We start from the raw sequence: 19,423 nt of genomic DNA, 5'->3' as shown, positions 1-19,423 counted from the left end.
GTAGGAGCGCGCCCTGCGCGCGAAATCGCGGGCAGGGCCCGCTCCTACAGTTCCGGGAAGGCCGGGCGTAGGAGGACTCTGTCCGCGATTGGATTCTCCGGCCACGCCGGACGCCCCGGCGGCACGAACGGCGCTCTCTTCCGTCAGGGAGAGGGCGCTCTAATAGAGCAGGTGCCTCCAATCCATTGCGACGGCTGACCCACCCCCATCGCCCCGCTTGCGTATAATGCCCGGCTCGAAACGGAGTCCCCCATGCTCGACCAGGCCCAGCGCATCCTCAAAGACGTATTCGGCTACGACGCCTTCCGTGGCAACCAGGCGCGCATCATCGAACGCGTGGCCAGCGGCGGCGACGCCCTGGTGCTGATGCCCACCGGCGGCGGCAAGTCGCTGTGCTTCCAGGTGCCGGCGCTGCTGCGCGAGGGCCTGACGGTGGTGGTCTCGCCGCTGATCGCGCTGATGGAGGACCAGGTCGCCACCCTCGACGAGCTGGGCGTGCCGGTCGCCGCGTTGAATTCCTCGCTCAGCCCCGAGGCGCAGCGGGACATCGCCGCGCGCCTGCAGCGCGGCGAGATCAAACTGCTCTACCTCGCCCCGGAGCGCCTGGTGCAGCCGCGCATGCTGGACTTCCTGCAGCGCCTGAACGTCGGCCTGTTCGCCATCGACGAGGCGCACTGCGTGTCGCAGTGGGGCCACGACTTCCGCCCGGAATACCTGCAGCTGGGCCAGCTCGCCGAGCTGTTCCCGGACGTGCCGCGCATCGCCCTGACCGCCACGGCGGACATGCGCACCCGCGAGGAGATGATCCAGCGCCTGCACCTGCAGAACGCCGAGCAGTTCCTCTCCAGCTTCGACCGGCCGAACATCTTCTACCGCATCGTGCCCAAGGAGCAGCCGCGCAAGCAGCTACTGGGCTTCCTCGCCGAGCGCCGCGGCGATGCCGGCATCGTCTACTGCCTGTCGCGCAAGAAGGTCGAGGAGGTCGCCGAGTTCCTCTCCAACCAGGGCTTCCCGGCGCTGCCTTACCACGCCGGGCTGTCCAACGAACTGCGCGCCTTCCACCAGAAGCGCTTCCTCAACGAGGAAGGGCTGATCATGGTGGCGACCATCGCCTTCGGCATGGGCATCGACAAGCCCAACGTGCGTTTCGTCGCCCACCTCGACCTGCCCAAGAGCCTGGAGGCCTACTACCAGGAAACCGGCCGCGCCGGCCGCGACGGCCTGCCGGCGGACGCCTGGATGGCCTACGGCCTGCAGGACGTGCTGCTGCTGCGGCAGATGATGCAGAACTCCGAGGGCGACGAGCGCCACAAGCGCGTCGAACGGCACAAGCTCGAAGCCATGCTGGCGCTGTGCGAGGAGCCGCGCTGCCGGCGCCAGGCGCTGCTGGCCTACTTCGACGAGGTCATGCCCAACCCCTGCGGGCATTGCGACAACTGCGTCGACGGCGTCGAGACCTGGGACGCCACCGAGCCCGCGCGCCAGGCGCTGTCGGCCATCTACCGCAGCGGCCAGCGCTACGGCGTCGGCCACCTGGTGGACATCCTGATGGGCAAGGAAACCGAGAAGGTGCGCAGCCTCGGCCACCAGCACCTGGCGGTGTTCGGCATCGGCAAGGGCCGCCCCGAGGACGAGTGGCGCACCCTGTTCCGCCAGTTGGTGGCGCGCGGCCTGGCCGACGTCGACCTCGACGGCTACGGCAGCCTGCGCCTGACCGAGGCCTGCCGGCCGCTGCTGCGTGGCGAGGAAACCCTGGCCCTGCGCCGCGATCCCAAGCCGCAGCGCAGCAAGTCCCCGTCCTCCGGCGGCGCCAGCCCGGCCAGCCAACTGGTGCGCCAGGAAGAGCGCGAGATGTGGGAAGCCCTGCGCACCCTGCGGCGCAAGCTGGCGCAGGAGCATTCGGTGCCGCCCTACGTCATCTTCCCCGACGCCACCCTGCTGGAAATGCTGCGCAGCCAGCCGACCACGCTCACCGCCATGGCCCAGGTCAGCGGCGTCGGCGCGCGCAAACTGGAGCGCTACGGCCAGGCCTTCCTCGACGTGCTCACCGAGTCCGCGGCGGCGCCCGCCACGCCGGCGCCGGTGGTCGACCTCAGCCACGAACTGGTCAGCCTGGCCCGCGCCGGCATGACCCCGGCGCAGATCGCCCGCCAGCTCGATTGCAGCGAGAAGAACGTCTACAACCTGCTGGCCGAGGCCATCGCCGCGCAGCAGCTGAGCCTGGAACAGGCCCTGGACTTGCCCGAGGAACTGCTGGCCGAAGTGCAGGACGCCTTCCTCGAAGAGGACGGCGAGCTGCCGCCGGTGGCGGCCCTGGCCGAACGCTTCGAGGGCCGCGTGCCGCAGGGCGTGCTGCATTGCGTGCGCGCCGCGCTGCAGGCCGAGCTGGAAGTCTGAGACCGGCGCCGGCCATGCTGGCGCTCTGATGGCTGACAGAAAAGTGGCGTTTCGAGGCGACAAACTTGTGACGCGCTTCGCAACGGGCTAAGGTGTGCCCAAGACCTCCACCAGAAGAGGCGGACGTGCCACACCATGCCTGGCTCGACGACGTGCGCGCCAACCCCTACGCCGAACAGCTCGCCCGCGGTTTCCGCCGCCTGCGCTTCGACGCGCCCGTGGAAGGCGAGTACCGCGCCTACCTGCTGGAAGACAACTTCGCCCTCAAGTGCAGCGCCCTCGGCTTCGCCGTGCTGGCCTGGCTGGCGCTGGCGGCCATCGACCTGCTGCTGATCCCGGGGCCGCAGCACTGGAACCTGCTCGCCGTGCGCGCCGCGGTGCTGGTGCTGCTGGTTGTCTGCGGCGGGCTGATCCTGCAACGGCGCTTCGTGCGCCTGGTGGTGCCGCTGAGCCTCGCCTGCATCCTCGCCGTGGGCATCGGCGCCGCCGTGGTGGTGGGCATCGCCCACCGCGTCGACCCCGGCTATCCCTATGAAGGCCTGCTGCTGGTCAGCATGGCCGCCTACTTCCTGGTCGGCCTGCGCTTCTCCGAGGCGCTGGGCTCGGCCTCGCTGATCCTCCTGGCCTACCTGGGCTGCGAGCTCTACGCCGGCCTGGCGCCGGCCAAGCTGCTGAACAACCTGGTGTTCCTGCTGCTGGGCAACCTGGTCGGCGCGGTGGGCTGCTACCTGCTGGAGTACAAGTCCCGCGAGCACTTCCTGGTCAGCCGGCTGATGCGTCAGATGGCCGACCACGACGCCCTCACCGGCCTGCACAACCGGCGCAGCTTCGACCGCCAACTGGAGCGCCTGTGGCGCCAGGCCCAGCGCGACGGCACGCCGCTGTCGCTGCTGCTCTGCGACGTCGACCACTTCAAGGCCTACAACGACCGCTACGGCCACCAGGCCGGCGACGAGGTGCTGCGCCGCATAGGCAAGGCCCTGGCGGCCAGCGCGCGGCGGCCGCTGGACATGGCCGTGCGCCTGGGCGGCGAGGAGTTCGCCGTGCTGCTCTATGGCACCGACCTGGACGAGGCCCGGCAGCGCGCCGAGGTGTTGCGCCAAGCGGTGCAGAGCCTGGGCATCAGCCACGAGGGGTCGAGCACCGCCGCGGAGGTGACGCTGTCCATCGGCGTTTCCTGCCTGCAGCCCGGCGCCGCCTCGGCCCTGCAGGCGATCTACGCCCATGCCGACCGCGCCCTCTACGAGGCCAAGGCGTTCGGCCGCAACCAGGTGGTGGCCTGACCCATTCGGTCCCCCGTCCTGGCGCCGCCGGTGACTGCGCCCGCCGGCACGCCGGTGCTAGGATGCCGCCGACCCCGCAGCCGAGCGCCCGCCATGCAGCGACTGATCCAGGCCAACGGCCAGCCCCACTACGGGGTGTTCGCCGAGACCCCGCAGGACGTCAACCACCGCGACTTCGACTACCGCTCGCCCATGGGGCGCAAGCTGGGCGCGCTGAGCAAGTGGCGCAATTTCCACCAGTTCCAGTACTTCGGCCTGATCAGCCCGCAGCTGATCGGCGGCTGCGCCCTGGCCGAACTGAGCCTGGTGGCCGTCGGCTTCGTCTACCTCTACGAGCCGCGCAGCGGGCGCATGCTCGAACGCCGCTTCAAATGCCCGCTGGGCCTGGGCACGCGCTTCTCGCAGCGCCCGGACGACGGCGCCTGCGAACTGCGCCAGGGGCGCAACCGGCTGCGCCTGGAGAACTCTGCCGGGCCGCTGCGCAAGCGCCTGCTGGTGGAACTGGACGATGGCACGCGCATCGACGCCTGTTTCGACGAGGCTGAACCGGCCTTCCAGCCCATGAGCCTGTGCACGCCCGCGGCGGTGAACGGCTGGGTATACGCACGCAAGGTCGCCGGGGTGCGCTGCGAGGGCCAGGTGCGCAGCGCCCTGGGCGATTTTGACCTGCGCGCCATCGACGCCTTCGCCCACCACGACTGGTCGGCCGGCTACATGCGCCGCGAGACCTTCTGGAACTGGGCCTGCCTGTCCGGCGAAGCGCAGGGGAGGCGGGTGGGGCTGAACCTGTCGTGCGGGGTCAACGAGACCAGCTTCACCGAGAACTGCTTCTGGCTCGACGGCAAGCTGTGCAAGGTCGACAGCGTACGTTTCGAGTTCGACCGCGACCGGGAGCTGGGCCCCTGGCACATCCGCTCCTTCGACGGCCAGGTGGACCTGACCTTCGAGGCCCGCGGCCTGCACCGCGAGCGCCTGAACCTGGGCCTGCTGGCGAGCAACTTCAAGCAGATATTCGGGCGCTTCCGCGGCGAGCTGCGCCCCCATGGCCGCGCGTCGCTGGTCATCGACGACCTCTGGGGCTTCGTCGAGGACCAGTACGCCAAATGGTGAACGGGTAAAGCCCTGCGACAAAATGTCATTGTACGGGCTTGATTAGCCGACTAATAATTAGCCAAATCAATTAGCCTGAAACTGCTGCAGCACAATGACAGATAAAGACAAGCACTACTTCGGCACCCAACTGGCCCAGGCCTCGCGTGCATGGCGCGCCGAACTCGACCGCCGCCTCAGCCACCTGGGGCTTTCCCAGGCCCGTTGGCTGGTGCTGTTGCACCTGGCGCGCAATTCCGGCATCCCCACCCAGCGCGAGCTCGCGCAATCGGTCGGCGTCGAAGGCCCGACCCTCGCGCGCCTGCTCGACGGCCTCGAATCCCAGGGCCTGGTGCGCCGCCAGGCGGTGGCCGAAGACCGCCGCGCCAAGCGCATCTGCCTGACGCCCAAGGCCGACGTGCTGATCGCCGACATCGAGAACATCGCCGCCAGCGTGCGCAATGACGTATTGACCGGCATCGACGAGTCGGACATTGCAATCTGTCAGAAAATCCTCTCCCGCATCCTCTCCAACCTGGAAAAGAACTGAGCGATTCTTCACACTTTTTCGAGTAGAATTGCCAAACTTCTGACGGCTCCTACGGGGGCCGTCATCCGTTCGGAGTGGTACCCAGACCTTTCGCCGGGTTTCCGACGAATTGTCTTGACCTAGACGGGGCCTGCGCCTAATCGTGATAGCAATGAGCCTTTATGGCGTTGCCGGGCCAACCCACGTCCCGGATGGGCGCCTATATTGCATGGACAGCACGACCGATCGCACAGCGAGGTCAAGGATGGCCTGCAGACCTGGACACAACTGGGATGGGACCTATGGCTCGACTCACTCGCTTGCCGCTGGCAATGGCCGTACTCTCGGCACTCATGACTTCCCAGGCCCATGCTCTGGGGCTCGGCGACATCACCGTGCGCTCGGCGCTGAACCAGCCGCTGGATGCGGAGATCGAACTGCTGCAGCCCGGCGACCTGAGCAGTGACGAACTCATCGCCCGCCTGGCCGACATGGCCACCTTCGAGCGCATGGGCGTGGACCGCACCGCCTTCCTGCAGAACCTGCGCTTCACCCCGGTGATCCGTAACGGTCGCGGTTACATCCGTGTGGTTTCCACCCAGCCGGTGCATGAGCCCTACCTGAATTTCCTCCTCGAACTGGAGCGTCCCAACGGCCGCCTGCTGCGCGAGTACACACTGCTGATCGACCCGCCGGGCTATGCCGGCGGCAGCTATGCCCAGAGCGCTCCCACGCGCGGTGCCGACAGCGGCCCGGCAGCCAGCCGCCCGGCCAAGCGCAGTGCGGCAGCGCGCCCGGCGCCCGTTCCAAGCGCGCCCATCGCCGCGGGCGAGGGGCGCTACACCACCGCGGCGGGCGACACCCTGTGGAGCATCTCCGGCCGCCTGGGCGCCAAGGGCGCCGCCCGCCAGGCGCTGATGACCCAGCTGCAGCAGCTCAACCCGCAGGCGTTCATCGGCGGCAACCCGCACCGCCTGCGCCTCGGTTACCAGTTGGTGCTGCCCGCCGGCCAGGCTGCGCCTGCGGCTGCCACGAACACCGCTGCTGCCGCCGCGCCGACCAGCGCCGCGCCTGCCGCGCCGGCGCCGAGCGAGGCGACGGTGGCCCAGGCCCAGGGGCAACTGGCCGACCTGACCGCCGAGCGCGAGCGTCTGAACCAGCGCATGGACACCCTGCAACAGCAGCTCGACACCCTGCAGAAGGCCCTGGAAAGCCGCGACCAGCAGGTGCAGAGCCTGCAGGCCGAGCTGGCCCGGCGCCAGGCCGAGCAAGCGGCTGCGCCGGCCAGCGCTCCGCTGCCTGAAGTCGCGCCTGCGGCACCCGTGGCTGCACCGGCTGCCGCGCCCGCGCCGACGGTGGAAGCCGCCAAGCCGGCGCCCCAGGCGCCTGCCGCGCAGGGCGAAGAAAACGCTTCCCTGAGCCGCTACTGGCCGTGGGCCGCCCTGGCAGCCCTGGTGCTGGCCTTGGGCCTGGTCTACAACCGCCGGCGCAAGCCCAGCGGCGACGAGCCGCCCCAGGCGCAGCCCGAGGCCGTCAGCCTGCCGCCGCTGGCGCCGGCCCGCCCGGCAGCACCGGCCAGGCCGGTGGTGGCTTCCGCCGTCGAGCCGCTGGCCAGCGTCAACGAAGCCTCCCTGGCACGGCTGCCGGCAGCCAGCAGCGACAGCCTGGAAGGGGCGAACATCTACATCGCCTACGGCCGCTTCGGCCAGGCCCGCGACATGCTGGTCAAGTCCGTCGCCGCCGAACCGCAGCGCCGCGACCTGCGCCTGAAGCTGCTGCTGGTGCTCGCCGAACTCGGCGACCGGGCCGCCTTCCGCGAGCAGGAGCGGGCGTTGCAGGCGATGGGCGGCGACCAGAAGCAGATCGACCAGCTCAAGGCCCGCTACCCCGCCATGCTCGAGCGTGAAGACGAGCAGGCCATCAGCGACGGCCTCGGCGAATGGGACGGGCTGGAGCTGGGCGACATCGGCGAGCACCCCGCGCCGGCACAGCCGCCGCTGAGCGACGCCGGCGACCTGAACCTGGGCGAACTGTCCCTGGACCTGGACTGGAACAGCCTGGACGCCTTCGATTCGCCCAAGGGTGCGTCGGCCAAGGGCGGCAAGGACGACACCGACGATCTGCTGAAGGACTTCCGCAGCAACCTGCGCGAGTTGCCCGAAGTCACCGAGTTCGACCTGGACGACGAACAGGCCGGCGCCTTCGGCCTGCCGAGCCGTTCCGGCGGCGAGCAGGACAAGTTGCTGGCCAGCCTCGACCAGGCCCGCGCCTGCATCGACCGCGGCGACCTCGACGAGGCCTACCGGATCCTCGAACAAGTGCTGCAGAAGGGCGACAAGCAGGAACAGGAAGAGGCCCGCGAGCTGTTGGCGCGGATTGCCTGAAGCATCCCCGATTCACTTGGAGCCCGGCCTTGCGCCGGGCTTTTTGTTGCCTGAAGCCGGGGAGAGTTGGTGTTGGGCTTTCCCCTCACCCCAGCCCTCTCCCGGAGGGAGAGGGGGCAGTACGTGCCGGCTGGGAGTGAGGTTTCAGCCGGAGAATCCTTACTCTCCGGCTAACTCCAATCTCCCCGAGTACGCCGAACGGTCCCTTCTCCCTCCGGGAGAGGGTTAGGGTGAGGGAGCCGCAGGCCTGCTCCCTCAATCCCGAGGGGAATGGCGCGGGGGAGCAACTGTCTTGCCGGCCACGCCGGAGGGCTCTTAGTAGGAGCCATGGCGTACCCCTGTAGGAGCGGGCCCTGCCCGCGATATCGCGCGCAGGGCGCGCTCCTACACCACCACACACCCCGTAGGATGGGTTGAGCGAAGCGATACCCATCACTGTGGCCGCATGGGTTTCGCAGGCTCAACCCATCCTACGAAGAGCGCCCTGGCGCAGTCGGCAAGACAGTCGCTCCTACACCCGCGTCCGACCGTAGGGCGAATAACCGTTCGCGGTTATCCGCCGCCAGCCAGAACACCTGCGCCCGAGGACGGCAGGGCTCCCTCAGAAATTCCGCCCCAGGTTCAGGTACACCGCATGCTCGTCGGCATCGTTGAGCCCGTAGCTGAACGACAGCGGCCCCAGCGGCGTCTCGAAGCCGAGCATGATGCTCATGGCGTTGATGTAGCCGGTGTCGTAGCTGTTGTCGTTGTTCCACACCCGCCCGCGTTCCAGGCTGCCGCCGAGGTAGAAGGGGAAGTCCAGGGGCAGGAACGAGCGTTCGGTCATGCGCCGGTAGTAGATCACCCGGCCGAGGCTGTAGTTCTGCCCGGCCAGGGCGTCCTGGCGGAAGCCGGAGAGCTCGCGCGCGCCGCCGAGCAGGAAGCTCGACACCACCACGTCGGCGTCGTCCAGGGTGCGCCCGTAGCCGCCGCCGAGCACCCAGGTGTTCGGCCCGCTGCTCAGCGCCTTGTCCAGGCGCAGTTCCCACTGGCGGTAGCGGTCGTCGTCGCCCAGCGACGGCGTGTGCTCGCGGTAGCTGGCCTGGATGTCCTCGCCCTCGCGGGGGAAGTCGACGTTGTCCATGGTATCGAAGGAGTACTTCAGCTCGGCATAGCCTTCGTTGAAGTGGAAGTCCGGCAGGTCCCGCTGGCCCACGCGCACGTCGGCCTTGCCGAAGGCCTGGGCCACGCCCAGGCGGATCTCGCCGTTGTTGGCGATCTGCCGGCCGAGGTTGAGGCCGTAGCCGTAGCGCTCCAGGCGGTATTCGGCGATGGGGTCGTCGTTGTCGGTGGCCTCGACGTTGCGCGCTTCGTTGAACAGGTAGGGCGCCACGAAGTATCGCGAGCCGGCGTCCAGCGGCTGGTAGAACTCGCTGTAGAGCTCCTGCTGGTCGCCGATCTGCAGGCGCGTCAGCCATTCCGCGCCGAGGCGGTTGATGCCGTTGACGCGGTAGCTGGCGCCGACGTTGAAGGTGCTGTCGCCGCGAAGGTCGTCCGACAGGTTCAGGCCCAGGCGCAGGTAGTCGGTGCCGCTGCGCTTGCCCAGGGCGTGGATGACCAGGGCGTTGCCGTCCTTCTCGCGGACCACGCGGTACTGCACCTGGTCGAAGTAGTCCAGGCCGTAGAGGGTGCTCATGTCGCTCTGCAGGCGCTCCAGGTCCAGCGGCTGGCCCAGCGGCTGGCGGATGTAGTGGCGGATCACCTCGTCGCCGACCTTGGAGTCGTTCTCCACGCGGATGCTGCCGATCACCGGGGTGCGCTCGTCCGGCGTGCGCGCCTCGGCCAGGGCCACGGCCTCCTGGTCGCGGGGCTTGCGCAGGGCCGCCAGGCGCGTGGCGAGGATGCTGGTGGCGCGGTAGCCGGCGTCGATCAGTTGCGGCACGCGGCCGAAGTCGGTGGAGCTGTAGCCGCTGAGCGGCGGCTGGATGAGCACGTCGTCGGGCTTGAGGGTGGCCAGCTGCGCCTCGGAATTCTTGCGCGTCATCAGGGTGACCGACTGGTTGAGCATGTCCACCACCGTCGTCAGTTGCTTGCGCTCCAGCAGCGGGTTGCCGATGTCGACCACGATGACCACGTCGACGCCCATCCTGCGCGCCACGTCCACCGGGATGTTGTCGACCATGCCGCCGTCCACCAGCAGCTTGCCGTCGACCTCCACCGGGGCGAACACCGCCGGGATCGACATGCTGGCGCGGATCGCCTGGGGCAGGTGGCCGCGGTCGAACACCACCTTCTCGCCGGTGGCGATGTCGGTGGCCACGGCGCGGAAGGGGATGGCCAGCTTGTCGAAGTCGCGGGTACCGCTGGTGTGCACCAGCAGGCTTTCCAGGAGCATGGTCAGGTTCTGCCCCTGGATGGCGCCCAGGGGCAGGCCGAGGGAGCCGTCGTCGCGGAAGCTGAGCTTCTGCTTGACCAGGAAGTCGCGGTCGTCCTGCTTGCGCCGGAAGGGCACGTCCACCCGCGGCGGCGAGTCGGACAGCGCCTGCTGCCAGTCCAGGCCGAGGGCGATGCGCTCCAGCTCCTTGGGCGTGTAGCCGGCGGCGTAGAGCCCGCCGACCACCGCGCCCATGCTGGTCCCGGCGATGGCGTCGATGTGGATGCCCTGTTCGTCCAGGGCCTTGAGCACGCCGATGTGGGCCAGGCCGCGGGCGGCGCCGCCGGACAGCACCAGGCCGATCTTCGGCGGGTGCCCGGCGGCGAGGGTGGACAGCGGAAGGAACAGCAGCAGGGCGAACAGCAGGCGGCGCATGGGGCGGGGTCCGATCGGGCTTCCAGGCGGCTATTATAGGCATCCCAGAGCAGGAGCCCGGTCGCCATGAGCCAGCCCAGAGCGGAAATCGTCATCACCTATTGCACCCAGTGCCAGTGGCTGCTGCGCGCCGCCTGGCTGGCCCAGGAACTGCTCAGCACCTTCGCCGACGACCTCGCCCGGGTGAGCCTGGAGCCCGGCACCGGCGGGGTGTTCCGCATCACCTGCGACGGCGAGCAGATCTGGGAGCGCAAGGCCGACGGCGGCTTCCCCGAGGCCAAGGTGCTCAAGCAGCGGGTCCGCGACCGCATCGACCCGCAGCGCGACCTGGGGCACAACGACCGGCCGTGAGTCGGGTATTTCGTTAGTGAGCTATCTTTCCCTGCCTTATATCAAAGGCTGCCGGCGGCGCGCGCAATAGCCTGTGGGCAACTCATTCTCCCCAGGGGAGGGTTGCCACATGAGCATCATCGTCACCGGGGCGGCCGGCTTCATCGGCAGCAACCTCGTCAAGGCGCTGAACCGGCGTGGTGAAACCGACATCATCGCGGTCGACGACCTGACCGAGGGCGACAAGGTCCGCAACCTGGCCGACTGCGACATCGCCGACTACCTGGACAAGCGCGACTTCGTCGAGCGCTACGCCCGCGGCGGCTTCGGCGTGGTCCGCGCGCTGTTCCACCAAGGCGCCTGCTCCAGCACCCTGGAAGGCGACGGGCGCTACCTGATGGACAACAACTACCGCTACAGCTGCGACCTGCTGGAAGCCAGCCTGAAGCTCGGCGTACCGTTCATCTACGCCTCCTCGGCGGCGGTGTATGGCGCCGGCCGCGACTTCCGCGAGCTGCGCGAGTACGAGCGGCCGCTGAACGCCTACGGCTACTCCAAGTTCCTCTTCGACCAGCGCGTGCGCCGCGCCCTGCCGCAGGCGCGCAGCCAGATCGTCGGGCTGCGCTACTTCAACGTCTACGGCCCGCGGGAGCAGCACAAGGGGCGCATGGCCTCAGTGGCCTTCCACTGCTTCGAGCAGTTCCGCGCCAGCGGCAAGGTGCAACTGTTCGGCGAATACGGCGACTACCCGGCCGGCGGCCACCTGCGCGACTTCGTCTACGTGGACGACGTGGCGCGGGTCAACCTGCACTTCCTCGACAACCCCGGCCGCAGCGGCATCTTCAACCTCGGCAGCGGCCGCGCCCAGCCCTTCAACGACGTGGCCCTGGCGGTGATCAACAGCCTGCGCGCGCAGCAGGACCAACCGCCGCTGGACCTGCAGCAGGCCATCGCCCAGGGGCTGCTGGAATACGTCGAATTCCCCGGCAGCCTGCGCGGCAAGTACCAGTGCTACACCTGCGCCGACATCGCCTTCCTCCGCGAGGCCGGCTACCGCGCGCCGATGCTGGGCGTGGAGGAGGGGGTGGAGCGTTATTGTCGGTGGTTGCTGGAACAGGAAGCGGCCTGAGCAGCCGAGCTCTTCGCATGAGAGCCTTCCATACGTGCGGATGTATCGGTTGTTTTACCCAGTCTTTACCAAGCGCTGACAACCGACAGGCCCCGGACGAGCGATGATAGGCACCATGAAAGGCGGGTGCTTGGGCGCTCGTGTCCGGAGGTGCAATCAAGATGTCGTCGCAAGCTGTGCTCAAGTCGATCGCCGCTGCCTTGGCCCTGAGCCTGTCGGCCGCCGCCGTGGCCGGGCCGCCCGGTTATGGTCCCGGCCCGGGGCATGGTTGGGGGCCGGGCCCCGGGCATGGCCATGGCCTGCCGGATTATGCGCGGTCGCTGTGGATCGGCAGTGCGCTCTATTTCGTCGCTGCGGGCACCTACTACCTGTGGAACGCCGACCGTCGCGAATACGTGGTGGTGGAGCCGCCGCCGGCGGTGCAGCAGGCGCCGGCGGGTGTGAGCTATGACGTGATCGCCTACCCGGCGCGCGGGCAGACGCCCGACCAGCAGAGCCGCGACCGCTACGAGTGCCACACCTGGGCCGTGGGCCAGAGCGGCTTCGACCCGGCCGCGGCCAGCCAGGCGCCGGCACCGGGCGTGGCGGATACCTACCGGCGGGCGCTGGGTGCCTGCCTGAATGGGCGGGGCTACAGCATCAACTGAAACAACCGGCCCCGGGCCGGACCGAACAGGCCGCTTCGCAGGCAATCGTGCGGTGATTCCTTGGCAATCCCTCCCCAGGGCAAGGAGTCGGGTTACGCATGCTGCGGGGCGGCCTTCTTATTTTTCCCGACGCTATTGGAGCGGAATCATGCCCTCACCCCAGCCCTCTCCCGGAGGGCTAGGGGGCCGTTCGGAGCGGGGCTGAGTCCGGAGTCATCCTGAAACGCCTACGGGGCTTTCCCGGAACCGTAGCGGACTCCGTCCGCGATTGGATTCACCGGCCACGCCGGACGTCCCGGCAGCACAGGCTAAGCGGCACTACGCGCACTGAGGAAGGTGGCGAAGATAATCAGCGCGCCACCGGCCAGCATCCGCAGGCTCGGCTGTTCGCCGAACAGCACGGCGGCGAAGGCGATGCCGTAGACCGGTTCCAGGGCGAAGATCACCGCCGCGGTGCGCGCCTTGATCAGTTGCAGGCTGGCGACGAACAGGCTGTGCGCCACGCCCGTGCACAGTACTCCCAGCAGCACCAGCCACAACCAGTCCAGCGCGCGCACCGCGGGCAGTTCGAACAGGGCCAGCGGCGCCAGGCAGAGGACGATGGTGAGGTTCTGCGCGAAGGCCGAGAGGATCGGGTCCAGCCCGCGCACGCTGGCGCGGTTGGCCAGCGACAGCAGGGCGAACAGCAGGCCGGAGGCGATGCCCCAGAACAGCCCGGCGGTGGCGCCCTGGCTGAAGTCCAGGTTCGGCGTCACCAGCACCAGGCCCAGGCACACCAGGCCCACCACCAGGTACTCGGCGTGGCGGATGCGTTCGCGGAACAGCAGCCCTTCCAGCAGCACGGTGAAGGCCGGGAAGCTGGCGAAACCCAAGGTGGCCACGGCGACGTTGCCCACCTTCACCGCGAGGAAGAAGGTCAGCCAGTGCGCGCACAGCAGCAGCCCGCTGCCGGCCAGCGCGGCGGCCTGGCGCGGGCTTGGCCGCGGTTGCGCCGCCAGGTGCCCGGCGAAGGCGCCGCCCAGCGCCGCCAGGCCGAACAGCGCGCGGCCGAAGACGATCACCAGCGGGGCGGCGAGGATGAGTTTGCCGAAGATGCCGCTCAGGCCGAACATCAGGGCGCCTACGTGCAGGCCGACCAGGGCCGAGCGGGGTGTCAGTCGGGGAACGCGCATTGCTTCTCTATCTATCGCGGGATCGCAGGTGCTCGATGAGCCAGTCGCCTGGCGGTTGAAGGCCTCAGGCCAGGCGCGCGCCGTTGGGCAGCGGCTTGTCGAAGCCGGCCAGCACCACTTTGTCGTCGCTGTCGTAGACGCCGGTGACCAGCACTTCCGAGCGCACCCCGGCGATGGACTTGGGGGCGAAGTTGCAGACGCACAGGACCTGGCGGCCGAGCAGTTCGTCGAGGGAATAGTGCGCGGTGATCTGCGCGCTGGAGGTCTTCAGCCCCATCGGACCGAGGTCGACCTGCAGGATGTACGCCGGCTTGCGCGCCTTGCTGTTGGGTTCGGCGTGGACGATGGTGCCCACGCGCAGTTCGACGCGCTCGAAATCCTGCCACTCGATGGTCTCTGCCGACATCGCCGATCTCCTCAGCTCATCTTCTCAATGATGGGGCGGCAGTCTAGGGCGTGGCGGGGCGTTTGTCTGTCGCGCGGCTAGCGGGAATTGTCGCGCGCCTCGCGGCGGATCTGCCGTGGCGTGCTGCCGAACTGGCGGACCAGGGCGGCGGTGAAGGCGCTCTGCGAGGCATAGCCGACCCGCGCGGCGATCTCGCCCACCGCCAGGTGCGTGGCGCAGAGCAGCTCGCGGCCCAGTTGCAGGCGGCGCTGGCGCACGTAGTCCATGGGCGTCTGCCCGGTTTCGGCGAGGAAGCGGGCGTGGAAGCGCGCCGCCGACAGCCCGGCCAGCCGCGCCAGGTCGGCGACCTGCAGCGGGTGCCCGGCGTGGCGGTCGACGTAGGCGTCCAGGCTGGCCAGCGGCAGGCGCGACGGTTCCTCGGCGGCGTGCATGCCGGCCAGGCTGGCGAGCAGCAGCAGGGCGCCCTGGCGGGCGATCACCGGGTCCTGCAGGGGGCTGGCGGCCAGCCAGTGCACCAGTTGCCCCTGGGCCGGGTTCAGGGCCAGGGCGGCGGGGCGTTCCAGCAGGCGGCGGATGCTCTGCGCGTGCTCGCCCAGGCCGCGCAGCAGCAGGTCCTCGTCCTCCAGGTCGAACACCAGGCACTGGCTGCCGCCGGGGGCGGCGCAGGCGTGGTGCGCGCCGCGCGGGACCACCGCGAAGTGCTGGCGGGTGACGCGGCTGCCCAGGCCGGCGACCTCGAACTCCAGGTCGCCGGACAGCCCCAGGACCAGTTGCGCGTGGTCGTGGCTGTGGGCGAGGTGCTCGTGGCTGTAGCGGCGCAGGGAGAGGATCTGGCTCATGGCGGGCTCCGGGGGCAGGCCCACAGTCTAGCGCGGCGCAGGTTGTCACGGGACTGTCGCGCGGCCGTCACGCGCGGGTCACCGCCGGGCCGGAAAATCGACTAAACCCCGCCGGAGGCCGCCCATGACCAGCGCCCAACGCCTGATGCCGACCAAGAAACAACGGGTGCGCACCCTGTGGATATCCGACGTCCACCTGGGCACGCGCGACTGCCAGGCCGAGCACCTGGCGGGCTTCCTCAAGCGCTACCACGCCGAGCGTATCTATCTGGTGGGCGACATCATCGACGGCTGGAAGCTGCGCGGCGGCATCTACTGGCCGCAGGCGCACACCAACGTGATCCGCCGCCTGCTGACCATGAGCAAGCGCGGCACCGAGGTGATCTACGTCACCGGCAACCACGACGAGTTCCTGCGCCGCTACTCCACGCTGCTGCTGGGCAACATCCGCCTGGTCGACGAGATCGAGCACACCACCGCCGACGGCCGCCGCCTGCTGGTGATCCACGGCGACCAGTTCGACGTCATCACCCGCTACCACCGCTGGCTGGCGTTCCTCGGCGACTCGGCCTACGAATTCACCCTGACCCTCAACCGCTGGCTGAACCACTGGCGCAGCCGCTACGGCTATGGCTACTGGTCGCTGTCGGCGTACCTGAAGCACAAGGTGAAGACCGCGGTGAACTTCATCAGCGACTTCGAGGAAGCCATCGCCCACGAAGTCCACAAGCGCGGGCTGAACGGCGTGGTCTGCGGGCACATCCACCACGCGGAGATCCGCCGGATCGGCGAGGTGGAGTACCTCAACTGCGGCGACTGGGTGGAGTCCTGCACGGCGCTGATCGAGCACTGGGACGGCAGCATCCAGCTCTACCGCCTGGCCGAGGAGCAGCTCCAGCACGCCAGCGAGGCCATCGTCGCCGAGCCGGCGGCATGAGGCTGCTGATCGTCAGCGACGCCTGGGCGCCGCAGGTGAACGGCGTGGTGACCAGCCTGCGTGCTCTGGTCGCCGAACTGGAGGCCATGGGGCACCAGGTACGCCTGCTGTCGCCGGCCGAGTTCCGCAGCCGGCCCTGCCCGAGCTACCCGGAAATCCCCCTGGCCTGGGACCTGTGGAAGGTCGGCCCGGCCATCGAGGCCTTCGCCCCGGACTGCGTGCACCTGGCCACCGAGGGCCCGTTGGGCTGGGCCGCGCGGCGCTGGCTGTTGCGCCGCGGCCTGGCCTTCACCACGGCGATCCACACGCGCTTCCCGGAATACCTGAACAACCGCTGGGCCTGGCTGCCGCTGGCGTTCGGCTATGCCGTGCTGCGCCGCTTCCACGCGCCCAGCGCGGCGGTGCTGGTGAGCAGCGAGCGCATGCGTGGCGCCTTCGCCGATTGGGGCGTACAGGCCCTGGAGTTGTGGCGCAAGGGTGTGGATACCACGCAATTCCAGATGGGACCGGGGCCTGTCGAGGGCCCGGTGTTCCTCTATGTCGGGCGCCTGGCGCCGGAGAAGAACCTGGAAGCCTTCCTCGACCTGGACCTGCCCGGGCTCAAGCGGGTGGTGGGCGACGGCCCGTCACGCGGCGAGCTGCAGGCGCGTTATCCCCAGGTGGAATTCCTCGGCTACCGCCATGGCGAGGCGCTGGCCGAGGCCTATCGCGCGGCCAACGTGCTGGTGTTCCCCTCGCGCACCGACACCCTCGGCCTGGTGATGTACGAAGCCCTGGCCTGCGGCACGCCGGTGGCCGCCTTCCCGGTGCCGGGCCCGCTGGACGTGCTGGAGGAGGGCGTCACTGGCGCCATCGATAGCGACCTGCGCAAGGCCTGCCTGCGCGCCCTGGCGCTGGACCGCCAGGCCTGCGCCGAGTGGGCCGCCGGGCAGTCCTGGCGGCTCTCGGCGCAGCAGTTCCTGGCCCTGCAGCGGCCGCTCGGCGAGCCGGGTGGCATGACCGAGGCCGAGGCCCTGGCCGACTGACGCCTAGTGGAACAGGTCGCGGTCGCTGTCCAGGCTCTGGTCCACCAGCCACTTGCCGTGGGCGATGGAGGCGTGCTGCGCGGCGTCCAGGTCGGCGAGGAAGGCCATCTTCGTCGGCAGCGGCTGGCGCCGCGTGCTGCGTCCGTCCGGGGCGATGATCTGGCAGCCGCCGGCATAGGGCGTGGGCAGCCCCGGGTGTTCGAAGACGCGGGCGATGATGGTGTAGTCGCGATGGGTGCATTGCAGGGTTTGCATGGCATGGACCTCGCTGTCGGGCCAGGGGGCGCCGCCTGCGCCATTGCCGGCGCCAGGCGCCGCGCCGCTCTGGCGTGGCTGTCCCGCCGGTGGCGGGGCCTGTGCTTTCGCGTATCCCCACCTTAGAACAGCGGGCCGGCCGTGCAAGGACGGGGCGACGAAGGGCGCCGCGGCACTTTTCTTCCGCCGCGCCCGGCGCCAGACTGTCGGCATGCCTATCCACAGACTTTCCCGCCTCGGCGACCTCGCGCCCAGCCAGTGGGACGCTCTGCTGCCGGACGCCCAGCCGTTCCTGCGCCACGCCTTCCTCGCCAGCCTGGAGGACAGCGGCAGCGTCACCGCGCGCACCGGCTGGCGCCCGGCGCACCATGTGCTGCTCGACGACGCCGGGCGGCTGCGCGCGGCGCTGCCGGCCTACGTGAAGGCGCATTCCTATGGCGAATACGTGTTCGACTGGGGCTGGGCGGACGCCTGCCAGCGTGCCGGTATCCGCTACTACCCCAAGCTGCTGGTGGGCGTGCCCTTCTCGCCGGTGAGCGGCGCGCGCCTGCTGGGCACGGACGAGGGCATCGCCGAATTGCTGGGCGTGCTGGCCGAGGGCACCGCGGAAGGCGTGTGGTCCGGCGTGCACGTGAACTTCACCGACCCGCGCGCCGACGGGCTGATCGCCGCGCAGGGCGGCTGGCTGGAACGCCTGGGCTGCCAGTACCACTGGTTCAACCGCGGCTACCGGGATTTCCAGGACTTCCTCGACGCCCTGGCCTCGCGCAAGCGCAAGCAACTGCGCAAGGAGCGCGAGCAGGTGGCCGGGCAGGGCATGGAGTTCCGCTGGATGGAGGGGCCCGAGCTGGCCGAGGCCGACTGGGACTTCGTCTACGCCTGCTACGCCAGCACCTACGAGGTGCGCGGCCAGGCGCCGTACCTGACGCGGGAGTTCTTCAGCCTGCTGGCCGAGCGTATGGGCGCGGCGATCCGCGTGGTCTTCGCCCGCCGCAACGGACGGCCGGTGGCCATGGCCTTCAGCCTGGTGGATGGCGACACCCTCTACGGGCGCTACTGGGGTTGTCTGGCGGAGTACGACCGCCTGCACTTCGAAACCTGCTTCTACCAGGGCCTGGACTACGCCCTGGCCGCCGGGCTGCGCCGTTTCGACGCCGGCGCCCAGGGCGAGCACAAGCTGATCCGCGGCTTCGAGCCGGTGCTCACGCGCTCCTGGCATCAGTTGGGGCACCCGGGCCTGCGCGCCGCGGTGGACGACTTCCTCGCCCAGGAACGCGCCGGCATCCGCGCCTACGCCGAGGAGGCGCGGGCGGCGCTGCCTTACCGGCAGGCGGAGTAAGGGGAAGTCGGGTAGAAGGTCGGCCCCCGGCCGCTACGACAGGCTCGCGGGGTGGCCAAGTCGGCCAGGGACCGAGACCGGGTGGGGCTCAGACGTGGCTCGCCTGGCCGCCCCATTCGAGGAAGCGCACGCGGTGCGTGGTGCCCTCGTGGTCCTGGTACACGAGGTAGGCGGGGACCATGCCCACCTTGTGCGAGTTGTCGGTACGGTGCAGCACCTTGTCGATGTCCAGCGGCATGCCGTAGTGGTATTCGACCGTCGGAAGGTCGGCGCCCGGCTCCTTGATGGCGTCCTGGGCGAAGACCATGGGCGCGAGGCTGGAAAGCACCGCCGATACGACAGAAGCAATCTTCATTCTGGTGGTCCTCATAGCGAAGGGGATGAAGCCCCGCCCTGGAGCACTGGCATCCGATGTCTGGCCGCGGGTCCGGGGCGGGCAGGGGGGCGATGCTTCAGGCGTCCACCGCGTGGCGGGGCGTGGAACAGATATGACCACCGAACCACCCCACGCGAGAAATTGATGTGCTTGCTAATGATCATCGACCGGGGTGATGCGGCGACTTGTCGCAGGGTTCGGGATGGAGGCTTAAGGCTTCATTAAGTGCCAGGCAATACGTTCGTTTTGCCGGCTGCGCCGAGGCGCTCTGCGTCACGGGCCTGCCCGTAATTAATGGGTAGGGCGGATAACCGTTCGCGGTTATCCGCCGATGGCATTGGCGCGGGAGCTCGGCGGCGCATAACGCCTGGGGCGTTATGCGCCCTACGCGTGGGCTCTGCGTAGGATGGGTTGAGCTTGCGAAACCCATCTGTCCATGGCGATGGGTATCGCTTCGCTCCACCCATCCTACGGTGGTGTTTATCCCGCGCGGAGCAG

Annotated in this window: 17 protein-coding genes; 11 read left to right on the top strand and 6 right to left on the bottom strand. The window is 69.3% G+C overall.

Going from position 1 to position 19,423, the window contains the following annotated elements:
- The first annotated feature begins 252 nt into the window (after positions 1-252).
- From recQ to FG99_RS15900, 5 genes are all read left to right on the top strand, one after another.
- Positions 253-2,397 (top strand): DNA helicase RecQ, encoded by a 2,145-nt coding sequence (gene recQ, locus FG99_RS15920; RefSeq protein ID WP_043271006.1) that lies wholly within the window; start codon positions 253-255, stop codon positions 2,395-2,397.
- Between the two features lie 125 nt (positions 2,398-2,522).
- Complete coding sequence (locus tag FG99_RS15915) at positions 2,523-3,680, top strand: GGDEF domain-containing protein (protein WP_043271004.1); 1,158 nt, start codon at positions 2,523-2,525, stop codon at positions 3,678-3,680.
- Positions 3,681-3,773: 93 nt separating this feature from the next.
- Positions 3,774-4,790 carry a DUF2804 domain-containing protein gene (locus FG99_RS15910; protein WP_043271002.1) on the top strand — a complete coding sequence of 339 codons (1,017 nt, stop codon included), beginning with the start codon at positions 3,774-3,776 and terminating at the stop codon, positions 4,788-4,790.
- A 94-nt stretch (positions 4,791-4,884) separates the two neighbouring features.
- Positions 4,885-5,319, top strand: a complete 435-nt coding sequence (gene slyA / locus FG99_RS15905) for a transcriptional regulator SlyA (protein ID WP_043271000.1) — start codon at positions 4,885-4,887, stop codon at positions 5,317-5,319.
- A 281-nt stretch (positions 5,320-5,600) separates the two neighbouring features.
- Positions 5,601-7,682 (top strand): motility hub landmark protein FimV, encoded by a 2,082-nt coding sequence (locus tag FG99_RS15900; RefSeq protein WP_051878956.1) that lies wholly within the window; start codon positions 5,601-5,603, stop codon positions 7,680-7,682.
- A gap of 601 nt (positions 7,683-8,283) precedes the next feature.
- Here the strand turns inward: FG99_RS15900 and FG99_RS15895 are convergent.
- Positions 8,284-10,470 (bottom strand): patatin-like phospholipase family protein, encoded by a 2,187-nt coding sequence (locus tag FG99_RS15895; RefSeq protein WP_043270996.1) that lies wholly within the window; start codon positions 10,468-10,470, stop codon positions 8,284-8,286.
- Between the two features lie 66 nt (positions 10,471-10,536).
- Between FG99_RS15895 and FG99_RS15890 the strand changes: the two genes are divergently transcribed.
- The 3 genes from FG99_RS15890 to FG99_RS15880 all read left to right on the top strand — a co-directional run bounded on the left by FG99_RS15890 (position 10,537) and on the right by FG99_RS15880 (position 12,576).
- The gene (locus FG99_RS15890; RefSeq protein WP_009620440.1) at positions 10,537-10,821 is read left to right on the top strand and encodes an Rdx family protein; all 285 of its coding nucleotides are present in this window, start codon (positions 10,537-10,539) and stop codon (positions 10,819-10,821) included.
- A gap of 109 nt (positions 10,822-10,930) precedes the next feature.
- The gene (rfaD, locus tag FG99_RS15885) at positions 10,931-11,929 is read left to right on the top strand and encodes an ADP-glyceromanno-heptose 6-epimerase (protein ID WP_043270994.1); all 999 of its coding nucleotides are present in this window, start codon (positions 10,931-10,933) and stop codon (positions 11,927-11,929) included.
- A gap of 161 nt (positions 11,930-12,090) precedes the next feature.
- The gene (locus FG99_RS15880; protein ID WP_043270992.1) at positions 12,091-12,576 is read left to right on the top strand and encodes a hypothetical protein; all 486 of its coding nucleotides are present in this window, start codon (positions 12,091-12,093) and stop codon (positions 12,574-12,576) included.
- A 308-nt stretch (positions 12,577-12,884) separates the two neighbouring features.
- Here FG99_RS15880 and FG99_RS15875 read toward each other — a convergent pair whose 3' ends face one another.
- The 3 genes from FG99_RS15875 to FG99_RS15865 all read right to left on the bottom strand — a co-directional run bounded on the left by FG99_RS15875 (position 12,885) and on the right by FG99_RS15865 (position 14,993).
- The gene (locus tag FG99_RS15875; RefSeq protein WP_081884644.1) at positions 12,885-13,748 is read right to left on the bottom strand and encodes a DMT family transporter; all 864 of its coding nucleotides are present in this window, start codon (positions 13,746-13,748) and stop codon (positions 12,885-12,887) included.
- A 64-nt stretch (positions 13,749-13,812) separates the two neighbouring features.
- On the bottom strand, positions 13,813-14,154 hold the full coding sequence (locus tag FG99_RS15870) for a tRNA-binding protein (protein ID WP_043270991.1): 342 nt from the start codon (positions 14,152-14,154) through the stop codon (positions 13,813-13,815).
- 77 nt (positions 14,155-14,231) lie between these two features.
- Positions 14,232-14,993, bottom strand: coding sequence for a helix-turn-helix transcriptional regulator (locus FG99_RS15865; protein ID WP_043270989.1), 762 nt, complete (start codon positions 14,991-14,993; stop codon positions 14,232-14,234).
- Between the two features lie 124 nt (positions 14,994-15,117).
- Here FG99_RS15865 and FG99_RS15860 point away from each other — a divergent pair, with 124 nt between their 5' ends.
- The gene (locus tag FG99_RS15860) at positions 15,118-15,930 is read left to right on the top strand and encodes a UDP-2,3-diacylglucosamine diphosphatase (protein WP_043270987.1); all 813 of its coding nucleotides are present in this window, start codon (positions 15,118-15,120) and stop codon (positions 15,928-15,930) included.
- Positions 15,927-16,955: a glycosyltransferase family 4 protein gene (locus FG99_RS15855; protein ID WP_043270985.1), complete on the top strand. Its 1,029-nt coding sequence runs from the start codon at positions 15,927-15,929 to the stop codon at positions 16,953-16,955. The genes FG99_RS15860 and FG99_RS15855 overlap by 4 nt, the downstream gene beginning before the upstream one ends.
- A 3-nt stretch (positions 16,956-16,958) precedes the next feature.
- On the opposite strand, the gene FG99_RS15850 is transcribed toward FG99_RS15855, so the two are convergent.
- Positions 16,959-17,210, bottom strand: a complete 252-nt coding sequence (locus FG99_RS15850; protein WP_009620418.1) for a hypothetical protein — start codon at positions 17,208-17,210, stop codon at positions 16,959-16,961.
- 211 nt (positions 17,211-17,421) lie between these two features.
- Here FG99_RS15850 and FG99_RS15845 point away from each other — a divergent pair, with 211 nt between their 5' ends.
- Positions 17,422-18,549, top strand: coding sequence for a GNAT family N-acetyltransferase (locus FG99_RS15845; RefSeq protein ID WP_043270982.1), 1,128 nt, complete (start codon positions 17,422-17,424; stop codon positions 18,547-18,549).
- 88 nt (positions 18,550-18,637) lie between these two features.
- Here the strand turns inward: FG99_RS15845 and FG99_RS15840 are convergent, their stop codons facing one another.
- The gene (locus FG99_RS15840; protein WP_043270980.1) at positions 18,638-18,904 is read right to left on the bottom strand and encodes a DUF2790 domain-containing protein; all 267 of its coding nucleotides are present in this window, start codon (positions 18,902-18,904) and stop codon (positions 18,638-18,640) included.
- Positions 18,905-19,423 lie beyond the last annotated feature (519 nt).

The sequence above is a fragment of the Pseudomonas sp. AAC genome (assembly GCF_000725445.1).
In the GTDB taxonomy this organism is placed as follows: domain Bacteria; phylum Pseudomonadota; class Gammaproteobacteria; order Pseudomonadales; family Pseudomonadaceae; genus Pseudomonas; species Pseudomonas citronellolis.
The sequence above is the reverse complement of the archived record's forward strand: the minus strand, read 5'-3'. Positions and strand labels throughout refer to the sequence as shown.

Bases quoted from the DNA above. Each gene is read 5' to 3' on its own strand.
- recQ (WP_043271006.1), top strand. From the start codon at position 253: ATGCTCGACCAGGCCCAGCGCATCCTCAAAGACGTATTCGGCTACGAC.
- FG99_RS15910 (WP_043271002.1), top strand. From the start codon at position 3,774: ATGCAGCGACTGATCCAGGCCAACGGCCAGCCCCACTACGGGGTGTTC.
- slyA (WP_043271000.1), top strand. From the start codon at position 4,885: ATGACAGATAAAGACAAGCACTACTTCGGCACCCAACTGGCCCAGGCC.
- FG99_RS15900 (WP_051878956.1), top strand. From the start codon at position 5,601: ATGGCTCGACTCACTCGCTTGCCGCTGGCAATGGCCGTACTCTCGGCA.
- FG99_RS15895 (WP_043270996.1), bottom strand. From the start codon at position 10,470: ATGCGCCGCCTGCTGTTCGCCCTGCTGCTGTTCCTTCCGCTGTCCACC.
- FG99_RS15890 (WP_009620440.1), top strand. From the start codon at position 10,537: ATGAGCCAGCCCAGAGCGGAAATCGTCATCACCTATTGCACCCAGTGC.
- rfaD (WP_043270994.1), top strand. From the start codon at position 10,931: ATGAGCATCATCGTCACCGGGGCGGCCGGCTTCATCGGCAGCAACCTC.
- FG99_RS15880 (WP_043270992.1), top strand. From the start codon at position 12,091: ATGTCGTCGCAAGCTGTGCTCAAGTCGATCGCCGCTGCCTTGGCCCTG.
- FG99_RS15875 (WP_081884644.1), bottom strand. From the start codon at position 13,748: ATGCGCGTTCCCCGACTGACACCCCGCTCGGCCCTGGTCGGCCTGCAC.
- FG99_RS15870 (WP_043270991.1), bottom strand. From the start codon at position 14,154: ATGTCGGCAGAGACCATCGAGTGGCAGGATTTCGAGCGCGTCGAACTG.
- FG99_RS15865 (WP_043270989.1), bottom strand. From the start codon at position 14,993: ATGAGCCAGATCCTCTCCCTGCGCCGCTACAGCCACGAGCACCTCGCC.
- FG99_RS15860 (WP_043270987.1), top strand. From the start codon at position 15,118: ATGACCAGCGCCCAACGCCTGATGCCGACCAAGAAACAACGGGTGCGC.
- FG99_RS15855 (WP_043270985.1), top strand. From the start codon at position 15,927: ATGAGGCTGCTGATCGTCAGCGACGCCTGGGCGCCGCAGGTGAACGGC.
- FG99_RS15850 (WP_009620418.1), bottom strand. From the start codon at position 17,210: ATGCAAACCCTGCAATGCACCCATCGCGACTACACCATCATCGCCCGC.
- FG99_RS15845 (WP_043270982.1), top strand. From the start codon at position 17,422: ATGCCTATCCACAGACTTTCCCGCCTCGGCGACCTCGCGCCCAGCCAG.
- FG99_RS15840 (WP_043270980.1), bottom strand. From the start codon at position 18,904: ATGAAGATTGCTTCTGTCGTATCGGCGGTGCTTTCCAGCCTCGCGCCC.